Below are 13,233 nucleotides of genomic sequence, written 5' to 3' on the forward strand. Positions count from 1 at the left end.
CGGCGCTACAAACAGCATGCCTCGCCACCCAGCTGCCGATCTCCGGAGTTGATCCTGTTATGTGACATTATTTTTGCTTTGCCGTACAAAGGCGAACGGCTCTTATACGGCGTTTTTGGGCTCTTATGAGCCATTTTTCCTGCCTCGTATACTTTTTTTTGAACAGCTTCCATATCCTTTTTAACATTGCATCGTGAAGTATGTAAAAGTGCTGTGACGCTACGATACATCACCTGTTGACTGTTGTTGAAAACGTTCTTTGATAGATGGAATTTTCAGATTTAACTGAATTGATCTCAATAAAAAACCGCCTCATTTTCATGAGACGGTTTTTTATTGATGGTTGGTAGATATGCTGATGCGTTGTTATTGTTTTACAACTTTACGTGTAAGCGCTTTTTCGCCATAAGTCAGTTTCACTGTATACACGCCTTTAGGCAGGTGATGACCTGCAAAGCTGCTATTGTACTGTCCTGCATCCAGACGGCCGCGTTTCAATACCGCTACCTGTTTGCCATTGATGTCGTATACAGCAAGTACTACATCAGCTGGTTTCTCCAGGAAGAAGCTGACAGTGCTGTTATCGCCAAATGGGTTAGGATAACTGGTGAGGGTAGTGGTCAGTTTAACTGGCTCCTGCAGCGGTTTTGCTGCTGCCAGTTTTGCTGCGGATGTTGTGGAAGTGATCAGCAGTTGCGGTGCAGTCAGCCCTGCTTCTTTTGAACGCCAGAAAATGCGTGGCTCAGCAACGGTGCCACTCAGCAGGGCCAGGGAAATACCGTTACGGCCAGCAGCTTTTTCGCTCTGTACATAACTGGTGATATCCCATGAATAGTATCTGCCCGTGGAATCAGTTACTGTTGTTGTCTGCAATGCGGCAGTTCCTGTAGCAGGTTTGTTGTTCCAGGTCAGTGCAGATTCTGTCCAGGTAGTATTGCCTACAGCATAAACACCTACAGGAATATTGGATACACGGTTATCTTCAATCTTACCAAATACTTTCAGTACTGCTGAAGCAATGTTGCTTACGCCGCTTACATCGAAACGCAGATAGGTCTGACGGTCGTAACCCGGTGTGGTAGACACGTTTACCTTGGATGCCAATACCGTAGGATCAGTTGTGCCGTAAGTGGTCGATGCGTAATCACCATTCCTTACATAGGCATCCTGTAATGGCGCCAAGGTTGTCTGTGTTGATGAAGTGGAAGTAACGACCCTTACTTCAGTCAGGCTGTTCCATGCGTTGACGCTGTTGCCATGGCACAGTATCCTTACATGTTTTGCACTGCGTGCAGAGAACGTGAATGTTTCCAGCGCGTTGGAGGTACCGCTGCTATGAAGGCCTGTAGCAGCTGATGACCAGCTGCTGCCATCAGTGCTGGTTAAGATATCGAAGTTTGTCTGTCGTTGTGTGCCGTTGTAGAACGCGATATCAACACGTGAAACAGTAGTAGTGCTTTCCAGGCAGAATTGTATCCACTGTCCGTCGCCTTCCGCAGACCAACGGGTGTTGTAATCATTGTCCTGTACATTGGCTGGTACGTTGCCGTCATTCGCGCTGGCAGATACCGGTACGCAAACATTACCACCTGGAAAATCATCCGCAGGATTCAGCATACGCTCACGAACCCACGCGCCTGCAGGTTTTAATCGGGCGGTGGTCCATGGACCGTTAGAGCAGGTCCCGGTTACCCATACAGCGCCGGAACGGAAGTCGTCAGAATAGTTCCAGTTGGTCCAGCTGATCTTTTTATTGCGCATCAGATCGATGTATTGCTGCGCCATGGCGAAGTCGTTCGCTCCATCACCACTTGCTTCCTGTGTACCAAATTCGGTTACGAATACAGGCAGTCTGTCAGACGCTGTATTCAGCTGGTTCAGGTATTCAGTACGATGTTCCTTTGCATAGAAGTGGAAAGTATACATCACGTTAGGAAACTGCAGCGGATTGTTGAGGATATCCTGCAGGGAACCATCGCCGGAAAGGCCCATGGTAGACCATCCGTGAGTACCTACGAGGATAACGGCATCGTTATCAATGGCACGGATAAACGGGATCATCTGGTCTGCATATGTTTTGATCTTTGCCCAGGTGGCACCTGAGTTAGGTTCATTACAGATGTCGTAAATGATGTTGTTCTTGTTCTTGTGTGTGTTGGCAATAGCCGAGAAAAAGGTTTTCGCTCTGGAAAGGTTGTAGTTTGGATCGCCTGGTGTGAGCTGATGCCAGTCAACCAGTGCATACATGCCACGTGCAGTAGCTTCTTCGATAAGACGGTTCACCTGTGTGGTAAAACCTGCAGGGTCGGTTTCATAACCGCCTTCCTGTACATAAAGGGAAATACGAAGTACATCTGCTCCCCAGTCGTTGGCAAGGGCATCGAGAGAGGCAGCTGTAAGACAGCTTCCCCAGCCATACCACTGGATACCATGTGTGCTCATGCCTCTGAGCTGGATGGGATTGCCGTACTGGTTGCATAGTTTGGTGCCGATCACCTGGAGCTGGCCATTTCTGGCAACCGGTGTCTGTGCGTGGCTCTGTGAAAAGATGCCCGTCAGGCATAACAGCAACGCCGCAAGTTTGAAAGAGAGGTGTCTTCCATTCTTTTTCATGTGGATAGTTGTTTTGAGGGTGAGAAAATAAAAAGGTGATATGTTGATTTTGTAATGGCTACATAGGCAGATATTGATATGGTTATGCCATAGGTTAATGCTACAGGTTATAAAATGCTACTAGTCGCTATAGGTTGTTTAATTCGCTTGTCGCAATATAGGTACAAATTCGTTAATACGAACTTATTTTAAGTAACAATACTACCTTTACAGCATATGAAGAAGCCAGATTTTTACAGGCAGCCCGTTGCATGGACGGGAAGGATAGATGGTACGGATGAAGAACTATTGCGTTGGCATCAGCGTATAATACCCGTCAATCTGCTTACGGGTACATTGCCGGCATTAAAGTCCCATCAGCAGGGTATTGCGTTCCTGGGGTTTGCATGTGATGAAGGCGTACGCCGGAATAAAGGGCGTGTAGGCGCTGCAGAAGGACCTGTAGCATTGAGAAGCGCGTGCAGCAATTTTCCTGTACACTTTGATAATGATCTGATATTCGCAGATGCAGGTGATATCATCTGCAAAGACGATCAGCTGGAAGCTGCACAGGCCGCATTGGCAGATACTGTACTGACTATACGTAAAGCTGGTTACCTGCCGGTATTGCTGGGAGGTGGTCATGAAATCACTTACGGACATGCACAGGGTATTTACCAGCATCTGCAGCAACGCAAACGCAATGAGAAGCTGGGACTGGTGAATATAGATGCGCATTTCGATCTGCGTATACCCGGGCAGGAGGGAAGTACTTCCGGTACCGGCTTCTGGCAACTGGCGCAGGATTGTAAACTGGAAGGTGTTCCCTTTCATTACCTGGCGTTGGGTATACAGGCCAACAGCAATACACAGCAGTTGTTCCGTATAGCGGGCGACCTCGATGTACAGTATGTGGATGCTGACGCTTTTCTTCTTCAGGATAAAGTGCTTTTACAGGCTGCTATAAGCCAGTTTCTGAGAGATGTGGACCATATCTACCTGACGGTGGATTTAGACGTTTTTTCGGCCGCTTTTGCCCCTGGCGTGAGTGCCGTCGCTTATAACGGTATCCGTCCAGAGGGTTTGTTCCTGGAATGTTACCGCAGCATCCTGCAAAGTGGTAAACTGGCAGGTATCGATATCGCAGAACTGAACCCTTCCCTGGACATTGATAATCATACGGCAAAACTGGGTGCCTCCCTCTTGTTTGAGATTGCGAGTAACCTACATTATCACTAAGATCATTATTATCGCTTTATAGCTGCAAAATAGTATCAGTATCCCTGGCAGGATGTACGTAGTTCCCGTAATTCTTGCCGGGGAACGTTGTTTTTTAGAGCGCTTTTCTATATTTGCTTCATAAACATATTACATTATGAAATTAATCCCCAAAACAGCTATCATCGCCATGATGGCTTTATGTTCAACCTATCTGGCTGAAGCACAGAAAATAAAAGTTACAGAAGGCGATTTCTCTGCATTAAAGGGACAAACAGAGATCAACACGGAGTATTCATACGATCATATCAAGGTGGGTAATTTTGATAACGAAGATGATTACATCCAGAAGAAAAAAGACGAGTATAACAAGAAAGAACCGGGAAAAGGCGATACCTGGGCTATTGCCTGGAAGAATGATCGCGCCAGCCGTTTCGAGCCTAAATTCGAAGAATTGTTCTCAGAGACTGCTGGCATCAAAGCTGGCAAATTCCCCAATGCAAAGTATACACTGATCTTTAAAACCACCTATGTTGAGCCCGGCTATAACATTGGGATATCACGTAAGAACGCTTATATCGACGGAGAGATCTGGATCGTGGAAACGGCTGATCACAGCAAGGTGGTAGCTAAAGCAACTGTAGACAATTCTCCCGGCAGAATGTTCGGTTTCGACTTCGACACTGGTGCCCGTATCGCTGACGCATATGCAGCTGCAGGTAAATCATTCGGTAAGAAAGTAAAGAACTAAGCTGAATAATAATTGCGCCCTGTGCGTTGAAGACGATAATAAAACTAAGGTGGATACCGGGTTTCCTGGTATCCACCTTAGTTTTGTGGAAGATGTTTTTATAAGCCCTTTATCAAAATACGATCGTCTTATTACCATGGATGATGATCCTGTCTTCGACATGCGCTACCACTGCTCTTGTTAACACCTGCCTTTCGATATCACGCCCCAATGCTACCAGATCGCTTACATCATGCCGGTGACTGACACGGGCCACATCCTGGTCAATGATCGGCCCTTCATCCAGATCGTTGGTCACGTAGTGCGCGGTGGCACCTATCAGCTTTACGCCACGTGTATAAGCATTCTTATAGGGATTGGCGCCTGCAAATGCGGGCAGGAAAGAGTGATGTATGTTGATGATCTTCCCCGGAAATACGCCGACGAATGCAGGGGATAAGATCTGCATATAACGCGCCAGTACCGTGAAATCGGCTTTTGCCTCCTGTATGAGCCGGATGGCTTCCTGCTCCTTTTCTGCTTTGGTGGCAGCAGTAACCGGCAGATAGTGGAATGGAATGCCAAAATCTTCTGTCAGCTCTCTCAGCTCTTCATGATTGGAGATCACCAGGGGAATATCCACCGGTAATTCCCCGCTGCGCCAACGCCAGAGCAATTCCATGAGGCAATGGTCGTAACGGGACACCATGACAGCCATCCTTTTACGGTGGAAGGTATAGTTGATATGCCAGTCCATGTGTAATGGCCCGGCTACTTTTTCCTGAAATTGTTTTTCCAGTTGTTCACTTGTAATGCCAGCATTTTCCAGGTGGAACTCCATGCGCATGAAAAATACCCCTTCTTTAGGGTCGGTGCTGTGCTGACTGGCGTCCAGGATGTTCGCGCCACAGGTATAAAGGAACTGTGATACGCCGGCAACGATTCCGGGCCGGTCCGGACAGCAGATCAGTAGCCTGCCGGTAATATCGCTCTGCATAAATCGAAAATATATTCCCAGTAAAATACTAAATGTTATTTTACTTTTGGGCCAATTTTGAAGCATGAAGAAGATAGGATTGATGTCAGATACGCACAGTTACCTCCATCCGGACGTGTTCAGGTACTTTGATAAAGTAGATGAAATATGGCACGCAGGAGATATCGGTAATACGGAGCTGGCGGATAAACTGGAGGCTTTTAAGCCATTCCGTGCTGTATATGGGAATATAGATGGGGCCGATGTAAGGGTCCGTTATCCACTTAACCTGCATTTTGAACTGGAGCACGTAAAAGTTTACATCACCCATATTGGTGGTTATCCGGGGAAATATGCCCCCGGTGTAAAGGATGAACTGTTGAAAAACACGCCAAAGCTGTTTATCTGCGGTCATTCCCATATATTAAAAGTAATGCCTGATCCGGCTTTGAAGCTGCTGCACATCAATCCCGGAGCCTGTGGTATACAGGGATGGCATAAGGTTAAAACATTGTTACGTTTTGAATTGTCAGAAGGAAATATCAGTCAACTTGAAGTTATTGAGTTGCCAAAATAGAGAAGTACAACGTGAAGTATCTTAGACCTGTCACACTAATGCAAAAATGGTTCATTCTGTTGTCGGGATGCCTGTTTTTATGTCTGGCTGTTCCGGCACAGAAAACGTCACTGTTTAAAAAAGTGGGAAGCTGGCTGGATGCGGGAAATGATCCAAATTATATTGAGGAGCATACCAAAGACCTCACTCTTCGCGTGTTCGGTTCGCGCAAGTATAACTATTACGATATTGTCGACAATAAGATCGTGGATAATGGGATTGTGGACAATGGGATCGTCTCAGGTACAAAAAGCTCCAAGGAAGTACTGTACAGGCCCAATACACCCTTTAACGTCGGTGTTGGCTTCAACTACCGCTTTATAGGTATGAACGTCGCTTTTAACCTGCCATTTATCAATAAGGCATCAGGGGACTATGGCCAGACAAAAGTACTGGACCTGCAAACACATATTTACTCCCGTAAACTGGTCATAGACTTTTACGGGCAGGTTTATAAGGGATATTATATTGCCAATACAAGAGGATTGTTCAGCAGCCTGGGGTCGGGCAATGTGGAAATGATCCGGCCGGATGCCCGGAATGTGAATCTGGGGCTGGATGTGCAGTATGTATTCAATGCAAAACGTTTCTCTTACCGGGCGGCTTACCTGCAGAATGATTACCAGAAGAAGAGCGCAGGATCTTTCCTGATAGGAGGGGGCATTTTCGGGATGCGAATGAAAGGTGATTCAGGGCTGATCCCTTCATATCTGCAGAAAGCAGGATTCTTTGATGGAGTGAATTTTAGGAGGACAAGGGTGCTCAGTGCGGCTGCCAACGTCGGTTATGCCCATACTTTTGTCTATAAGAAACATTGGTTTGCTACACTTTCCCTCACGGGAAGCTTAGGGGCGAATTATACGACCCTGAACAGGGTAAAAGGTGGTGAGGTGAGTAAAGTAGGGCTGCAGCTGAATAACAATATCCGTATTTCCATCGGGTATAACTCTGCCCGGTATTTTGCAGGTATTCACTATGTGAATCTGACCACCAGAAGCCAGTCGCCCGTACCGGCTACCTACCAGACCATGGGCGCAGGCAATTTCCGTATTAGTATAGCGAGAAGGTTCAAGCTGAAGAAGCAATTGTTTTAATAGTATATCCTGCTGATGATCTATCCTGTCTGCGCGTTCAATGATCATGTTAAAGTCTTCAATTCTTCCTGCATATTCTGCCGGGCGAGTGTCTCCCGTTGTTCCCTGAATAAATCGGTTTTATAAATGGCAGGAAGCGCCAGGAAATGAGCCAGTACTTTCTTTCTGCCGGGTTTATACAATTCATCGGGGTAGATGCTGTATTCCTTCCTGATCTGTTGTGTATAGGCAATATAATCCGCAGCCGATGCGCTTAAAATAGACAGGTCAAAGTCCAGGAAATAATCCAGGTCGGTATTGCCGCTGGCATTCAGATGTGTTTTGGTAGCGCGGATGAAGTCCATTACCTTTTCTATGCTCTCAGCCGGATAGCTGGTCTGCCGCAGGAAAGTGCCTGCCGCCAGGGCACTCTGTTCTTCATTATCTGCTTGTTTTACATCATAGATCACATCGTGGAAATAGATGGCCAGTGACAGTGCTTCATTGTCAGTGATGTGATCTGCATACATGTGCTGCAGCTGCAATAAAGCCTGCAGATGGTGCAGGTCATGATAATGCCGGTGCATTGCTGTATAGTGGCTGATGATCGTTTGAAAGCCGTCTTCAATAAGGGCCTGATCGGGTGTATATGGTTGCAGCAGTTGCTGCCAGGTAGTATGCAGTATATCGGTTAGCATAGGATTAAAGTTAAAATAAAAATCCCGCCTACTGGATGCAGGCGGGATCTCTTTATCATTTATAGCCGAAGGCTATTATGCTTTTGCTTTTGCAAACTGTGCACGGATCACGTTCAGTGCACCACCTGCTTTGAACCACTCGATCTGTTGTTCATTGTAAGTGTGGTTTACCAGGATCTCGTCCTTGCTACCGTCTTTGTGGTTAGCCACAACAGTCAGTTGTTTACCAGGAGCGAAAGTGGTCAGACCAACGATATCGAAGGTATCATCTTCCTGGATCTTATCGTAATCTTCCTTATCAGCGAAGGTCAATCCGAGCATACCTTGCTTTTTCAGGTTGGTTTCGTGGATACGTGCGAAAGATTTAACCAGGATAGCGCGAACACCCAGGTGACGTGGTTCCATTGCAGCGTGTTCGCGGCTGGAGCCTTCACCATAGTTTTCATCACCTACTACCACAGAGCCGATGTTAGCAGCTTTGTAAGCACGCTGTACTACAGGTACACCTGCATATTCACCGCTCAGCTGGTTCTTTACAGAATCAGATTTGTCGTTGAATGCGTTGATCGCACCGATCAGCATGTTGTTGGAGATGTTATCGAGGTGACCACGGTATTTTAACCACGGACCAGCCATAGAGATATGGTCAGTAGTACATTTACCTTTTGCTTTGATCAGCAGTTTCAGGCCTTTCAGGTCAGTACCTTCCCATGCAGCGAATGGCGCCAGCAGTTGCAGACGGTCGCTGGTTGGAGATACGATTACCTGAACACCGCTACCGTCAGCTGCAGGAGCCTGATAACCAGGATCGTCTACAGCAAAACCTTTTGCAGGCAGTTCAAAGCCGGTAGGCTCATCGAGCATTACTTCCTTACCATCTTTGGTTTTCAGTTTGTCTGTCAGCGGATTGAAGGTCAGATCACCTGCAATAGCGAAGGCAGTAACGATTTCCGGAGATGCCACGAAAGCGTGTGTAGCAGCCAGACCATCATTCCTCTTAGCGAAGTTACGGTTGAAGGAAGTGATGATGGAGTTCTTACGGTTAGGATCGTCGATGTGACGAGCCCACTGACCGATACATGGACCGCAGGCGTTAGCCAGTACGATACCACCGATCTGGTCGAAAGTATTCAACAAACCGTCTCTTTCGATGGTATAACGTACCAGTTCGGAGCCCGGAGTGATGGTATATTCAGCTTTAACGTCAAGGTTCTTGTCAACCGCCTGTTTCGCCAGGGAAGCAGCGCGGGAGATATCTTCATAAGAAGAGTTGGTGCAGGAACCGATCAGGGCAACTTCCAGTTTTTCTGGCCAGTTGTTTTCCTTTACAGCCTGTGCGAATTTGGAGATAGGCCATGCCAGGTCCGGAGTGAAAGGACCGTTTACATGTGGTTCCAGTTCGTCCAGGTTGATCTCGATCACCTGATCATAGTATTTGGAAGGATCTGCGTATACTTCAGCATCAGGGCGCAGGTGATCTTTCACACCGTCAGCCAGGGCTGCGATATCTGCACGTTCAGTAGCAGACAGGTAAGCAGACATTTTGGTATCGTAAGCAAATACGGAGCAGGTAGCACCTATTTCCGCACCCATGTTACAGATAGTACCTTTACCGGTAGCGCTCAGGTTATCAGCACCTTCACCAAAATATTCAACGATGCAACCGGTACCACCTTTTACGGTCAGTACGCCGGCTACTTTCAGGATTACGTCTTTAGGGGAAGACCAGCCGCTCAGTTTACCTGTCAGTTTAACACCGATCAGTTTTGGCATTTTCAGTTCCCATGGGAGACCTGCCATCACATCCACAGCATCAGCACCACCAACACCGATAGCCAGCATACCCAGACCACCTGCGTTAGGCGTGTGGGAGTCAGTACCGATCATCAAACCGCCTGGGAAAGCATAGTTTTCCAGTACAACCTGGTGGATGATACCAGCACCTGGTTTCCAGAAACCGATGCCATATTTATTGGAGATAGAAGACAGGAATTCGTATACTTCCTTATTGGTGTCCACAGCTGTCGCCAGGTCTTCCGTGGCGCCAGTTTTGGCTTGAATGAGGTGATCACAGTGTACGGTAGAAGGAACAGCTACTTTATCGCGTCCGCAGGTCATGAACTGTAACAGGGCCATCTGTGCGGTGGCATCCTGCATTGCTACGCGATCGGGCGCAAACTCCACATAAGACTTTCCACGCTCATAAGCCGCGGTGGTAGGTGCATATAAGTGAGCATATAAGATCTTTTCTGACAGTGTGAGCGGGCGTCCCAGCAGTTTACGGGTAGCTTCCACTTTACCCGGCAGTGCCGCATACACTTTTTTAATCATTTCAATATCAAACACCATGGAAAAAAATATTTAAGACCGGTTAGAAAATGCACCGCGAAATTAATTAAATTCAACAAGTTTTTAAAAGATATGTAGACGATTGTCTATAAATGCTAAGCCTGGAAAATAGCCGTTTGCCCTGCCGGCCCACTGTTTAAAATACCGCTAAAGCACTGCCAGCTTACTATCAGCTATTTATTGGTACGGAAATCAGACTTGTTTTTAACCCGGGATTGTAATAAATTTGATATATGAATAGATTTAAAGATTTTGTGGAATGGCAGGCCTTTGGGGTTTGTACAGCTATCGGCAATAAGCTCGGTATAGCTACCTCCCGTATCCGCCTGTTTTTTATCTATACCTCCTTTATCACCATGGGATCCCCTCTCATCGTTTATATGATTATGGCCTTCTGGGTGAATATGAAGAATTATATCCTGAACGCCCGCAGGAACCCTCTCAGATACCTATAACAGATTCAGCATCATTTTTGTAATACAGCCATTTGAAAAGAATGGTCGGGACATTATTCCCTGATAACAGGGATAGTTTGCATTATTATTAGTTTATATATTCGTGCCACAATAAGGATAAGGAAGCAGAAATTTTAACCAAATACACTTATAAAATGAGAATGCCTTCATGGAAACACCTGACAAATGGTGTGCTGCTTTTATCTACCGCGTTATTTATGGCTGCATGTTCGAAAAACGATAACGATGGCAAATCGAGAATTCAGGTCGCACTTACCGATGATCCAGGAGATTTTAAAGCTGTTTACATTGATGTTCAGGAAGTAAATGTCAACTACAATGATAGTGATGACAATGGCTGGCAGACATTAGCCGGCATGAGAAAGGGGCGCTACAACCTACTCACACTCGTTAATGACAAAGACACTGTACTGGCAGATGCTGAAATAGCATCGGGTACGATCAAGCAAATCAGGCTGGTATTAGGAGATGACAACTGGGTGGTAACTAACGCCGGTGACTCCATCAGACTGCAAACACCCAGCGGACAGTCTTCCGGTGTGAAACTGAAGGTTAACATGGCCGTATCCGAAGGGGTACTTTACAAAATGCTGCTTGATTTCGATGTAGCGAAATCTATTCACGAAGCAGGAAACGCCGGCAAGTATATGCTGAAACCGGTTATCAGAACTGTGCTTGAAGCGCAGGGCGGTAGCATCAAAGGTGTTGTATTGCCTGCGGTAGTGCCTTCTGCCGTACTGGTACTGAACGGTACTGATACCGTTGCCAGCACTTATTCCAGTGTAGGCGGCGCTTATCTGCTGAAAGGTGTTGCAGCCGGTAGCTATACCCTGCATTACATTTCTACCGATTCTACCCTGCAACCTGCTGCAAAACAGGGTGTAGTAGTGGAAATGGGTAAAGTAACGACAGTTGATACGCTGAGGTTAGTAAAATAAGCCTGTTAGTCACAGACTGCAGTAAAACACAAAAAAAATCCATCCGTATGCAGCCGGATGGATTTTTTTATTGCGTTATATTAATCCAGGTGGAAATTTGTCATTGCTTTATAGTGGTTCTGCAACTGGTTCACCGTAATGGAACCTTTGATCTCCCGGTGTTCGTCCCGGTAGTCGAGACGTGTGGCCGGCATCCCGTCTTCCAGTGTATGTAGTTTCACTGAGAATGGCCCGCGTACATAGATCTGCCCACCGCCGTTAACAGAAAGGGATTCGTCTTTTTTAAATTTGAGTCTGATTAACTGATCTTCATTCAGTGGAATGGGGTGGAGGTCTTGCAGGTCGTACCAGAACTCCTGTTCTCCTGTTAGTACGCATACCTGTTTGTCCTCGCGGTTAACTTCCAATACCTGACCTTCCACAGTGTTTCCTTCGTACTGTATTAATACTGTATCTCCAGCTTTTACATCTTGTAAATTGATCATGGTGAATAAAATTTTGGGTGTTTAGTGTTATAGTTATAGTCTCTAAAAGAACGATCGTAGCCTTATCCTAAGATAAGCATAAGATAAGAAATAGTCCATAGGCCCCGGACATTTTCCTATCTTCTGCTGTAGTACAAAAGGCAGGCCATCCGGTTTCCATGGACTATTAAATATTATCGTCTATAAATATTTGGCTATAAACACATTACCATAACCAGGCAGCGATACAGTCATCACTGTAAACAGGGGATGTGTGTTATTTCACTACTTCACGAAGTCTCACCAGTTGTTCCAGCAGGCCTTCCAGCAGGTCGAGATGCAGCATGTTGGCGCCGTCTGACTTAGCCTGGGCCGGGTTAGGGTGGGTTTCAATGAACAAGCCATCTGCTCCGGTAGCAATGGCCGCTTTGGCGATAGTGCTGATCAGTTTAGGATTACCACCGGTAACACCACTGGTCTGGTTTGGCTGTTGCAGGGAGTGGGTACAGTCCATGATCACAGGTACGCCGTGTTCCTTCATGATAGGAATATTGCGGTAGTCTACCACCAGGTCCTGGTAACCGAAGGTAGTACCACGTTCGGTCAGCCATACTTTATCATTACCACCCTGTTTTACCTTTTCTACGGCAAATTTCATTGCCTCACCACTTACAAACTGTCCTTTCTTCACATTGACGAATTTACCGGTTTCTGCTGCTGCCAGCAGGATGTCGGTCTGGCGGCACAAGAATGCCGGAATCTGCAATATATCTACATAAGCGGCAGCCATGGCAGCTTCTGCGGCAGAGTGAATATCCGTAGTAACAGGCAGATTGAAGGTCTGACCCGTTTTCTGCAGCAGGTCCAGGCCTTCTACATCACCTACACCACTGAAGGAGTTGATGCTGGTACGATTGGCTTTACGATAGGATGCTTTAAAAATATATGGAATGTTCAGGCGTTTACAAATGCCTGAGACCTTTTCAGCTACATGCATCAGCAGCGCTTCATCTTCTACTACGCAAGGCCCGGCTATCAGAAAGAAGTTATCTGGGTTGTATTGATCCTTAAAAAGTGACTTCAGGTGTGTTTGTGCTGACATG

At 46.5% G+C, this 13,233-nt stretch carries 12 protein-coding genes; 6 read left to right on the top strand and 6 right to left on the bottom strand.

What is annotated here, in order from left to right:
- Positions 1 to 366 precede the first annotated feature (366 nt).
- Entirely contained in the window at positions 367 to 2,613 is a 2,247-nt protein-coding gene (locus CLV42_RS17380; protein WP_106603189.1) for a cellulase family glycosylhydrolase, read from the bottom strand.
- Positions 2,614 to 2,829: 216 nt separating this feature from the next.
- Between CLV42_RS17380 and hutG the strand changes: the two genes are divergently transcribed.
- Positions 2,830 to 3,831 carry a formimidoylglutamase gene (hutG, locus tag CLV42_RS17385; RefSeq protein ID WP_106603190.1) on the top strand — a complete coding sequence of 334 codons (1,002 nt, stop codon included), beginning with the start codon at positions 2,830 to 2,832 and terminating at the stop codon, positions 3,829 to 3,831.
- Positions 3,832 to 3,967: 136 nt separating this feature from the next.
- Positions 3,968 to 4,561 (top strand): hypothetical protein, encoded by a 594-nt coding sequence (locus CLV42_RS17390; protein WP_106603191.1) that lies wholly within the window; start codon positions 3,968 to 3,970, stop codon positions 4,559 to 4,561.
- A 112-nt stretch (positions 4,562 to 4,673) separates the two neighbouring features.
- Here CLV42_RS17390 and purU read toward each other — a convergent pair whose 3' ends face one another.
- The gene (gene purU / locus CLV42_RS17395; RefSeq protein ID WP_106603192.1) at positions 4,674 to 5,537 is read right to left on the bottom strand and encodes a formyltetrahydrofolate deformylase; all 864 of its coding nucleotides are present in this window, start codon (positions 5,535 to 5,537) and stop codon (positions 4,674 to 4,676) included.
- A 64-nt stretch (positions 5,538 to 5,601) separates the two neighbouring features.
- Here purU and CLV42_RS17400 point away from each other — a divergent pair, with 64 nt between their 5' ends.
- Positions 5,602 to 6,093 carry a metallophosphoesterase family protein gene (locus CLV42_RS17400; RefSeq protein WP_106603193.1) on the top strand — a complete coding sequence of 164 codons (492 nt, stop codon included), beginning with the start codon at positions 5,602 to 5,604 and terminating at the stop codon, positions 6,091 to 6,093.
- A 38-nt stretch (positions 6,094 to 6,131) separates the two neighbouring features.
- Positions 6,132 to 7,226 (top strand): DUF4421 domain-containing protein, encoded by a 1,095-nt coding sequence (locus tag CLV42_RS17405; protein ID WP_106603194.1) that lies wholly within the window; start codon positions 6,132 to 6,134, stop codon positions 7,224 to 7,226.
- Positions 7,227 to 7,270: 44 nt separating this feature from the next.
- Here CLV42_RS17405 and CLV42_RS17410 read toward each other — a convergent pair whose 3' ends face one another.
- Positions 7,271 to 7,903: an HD domain-containing protein gene (locus CLV42_RS17410; protein ID WP_106603195.1), complete on the bottom strand. Its 633-nt coding sequence runs from the start codon at positions 7,901 to 7,903 to the stop codon at positions 7,271 to 7,273.
- Between the two features lie 75 nt (positions 7,904 to 7,978).
- Positions 7,979 to 10,252 (bottom strand): aconitate hydratase, encoded by a 2,274-nt coding sequence (locus CLV42_RS17415; RefSeq protein WP_106603196.1) that lies wholly within the window; start codon positions 10,250 to 10,252, stop codon positions 7,979 to 7,981.
- Between the two features lie 233 nt (positions 10,253 to 10,485).
- On the opposite strand from CLV42_RS17415, the gene CLV42_RS17420 reads away from it, so the two are divergent.
- Positions 10,486 to 10,707, top strand: a complete 222-nt coding sequence (locus tag CLV42_RS17420) for a PspC domain-containing protein (protein ID WP_089832467.1) — start codon at positions 10,486 to 10,488, stop codon at positions 10,705 to 10,707.
- Between the two features lie 155 nt (positions 10,708 to 10,862).
- Entirely contained in the window at positions 10,863 to 11,666 is an 804-nt protein-coding gene (locus CLV42_RS17425) for a DUF4382 domain-containing protein (RefSeq protein ID WP_245901678.1), read from the top strand.
- 80 nt (positions 11,667 to 11,746) lie between these two features.
- Here CLV42_RS17425 and CLV42_RS17430 read toward each other — a convergent pair whose 3' ends face one another.
- Together CLV42_RS17430 and kdsA are read right to left on the bottom strand one after the other, a co-directional pair.
- Complete coding sequence (locus CLV42_RS17430; protein ID WP_106603198.1) at positions 11,747 to 12,151, bottom strand: hypothetical protein; 405 nt, start codon at positions 12,149 to 12,151, stop codon at positions 11,747 to 11,749.
- A gap of 256 nt (positions 12,152 to 12,407) precedes the next feature.
- The gene (gene kdsA, locus CLV42_RS17435) at positions 12,408 to 13,232 is read right to left on the bottom strand and encodes a 3-deoxy-8-phosphooctulonate synthase (RefSeq protein WP_106603199.1); all 825 of its coding nucleotides are present in this window, start codon (positions 13,230 to 13,232) and stop codon (positions 12,408 to 12,410) included.
- Position 13,233 lies beyond the last annotated feature (1 nt).

It is taken from the genome of Chitinophaga ginsengisoli (assembly GCF_003014595.1).
Classification (GTDB): Bacteria; Bacteroidota; Bacteroidia; order Chitinophagales; family Chitinophagaceae; genus Chitinophaga; species Chitinophaga ginsengisoli.

Coding starts and splice junctions, on each gene's coding strand:
- CLV42_RS17380 (WP_106603189.1), bottom strand. CDS start 2,613: ATGAAAAAGAATGGAAGACACCTCTCTTTCAAACTTGCGGCGTTGCTG.
- hutG (WP_106603190.1), top strand. CDS start 2,830: ATGAAGAAGCCAGATTTTTACAGGCAGCCCGTTGCATGGACGGGAAGG.
- CLV42_RS17390 (WP_106603191.1), top strand. CDS start 3,968: ATGAAATTAATCCCCAAAACAGCTATCATCGCCATGATGGCTTTATGT.
- purU (WP_106603192.1), bottom strand. CDS start 5,537: ATGCAGAGCGATATTACCGGCAGGCTACTGATCTGCTGTCCGGACCGG.
- CLV42_RS17400 (WP_106603193.1), top strand. CDS start 5,602: ATGAAGAAGATAGGATTGATGTCAGATACGCACAGTTACCTCCATCCG.
- CLV42_RS17405 (WP_106603194.1), top strand. CDS start 6,132: ATGCAAAAATGGTTCATTCTGTTGTCGGGATGCCTGTTTTTATGTCTG.
- CLV42_RS17410 (WP_106603195.1), bottom strand. CDS start 7,903: ATGCTAACCGATATACTGCATACTACCTGGCAGCAACTGCTGCAACCA.
- CLV42_RS17415 (WP_106603196.1), bottom strand. CDS start 10,252: ATGGTGTTTGATATTGAAATGATTAAAAAAGTGTATGCGGCACTGCCG.
- CLV42_RS17420 (WP_089832467.1), top strand. CDS start 10,486: ATGAATAGATTTAAAGATTTTGTGGAATGGCAGGCCTTTGGGGTTTGT.
- CLV42_RS17425 (WP_245901678.1), top strand. CDS start 10,863: ATGAGAATGCCTTCATGGAAACACCTGACAAATGGTGTGCTGCTTTTA.
- CLV42_RS17430 (WP_106603198.1), bottom strand. CDS start 12,151: ATGATCAATTTACAAGATGTAAAAGCTGGAGATACAGTATTAATACAG.
- kdsA (WP_106603199.1), bottom strand. CDS start 13,232: ATGTCAGCACAAACACACCTGAAGTCACTTTTTAAGGATCAATACAAC.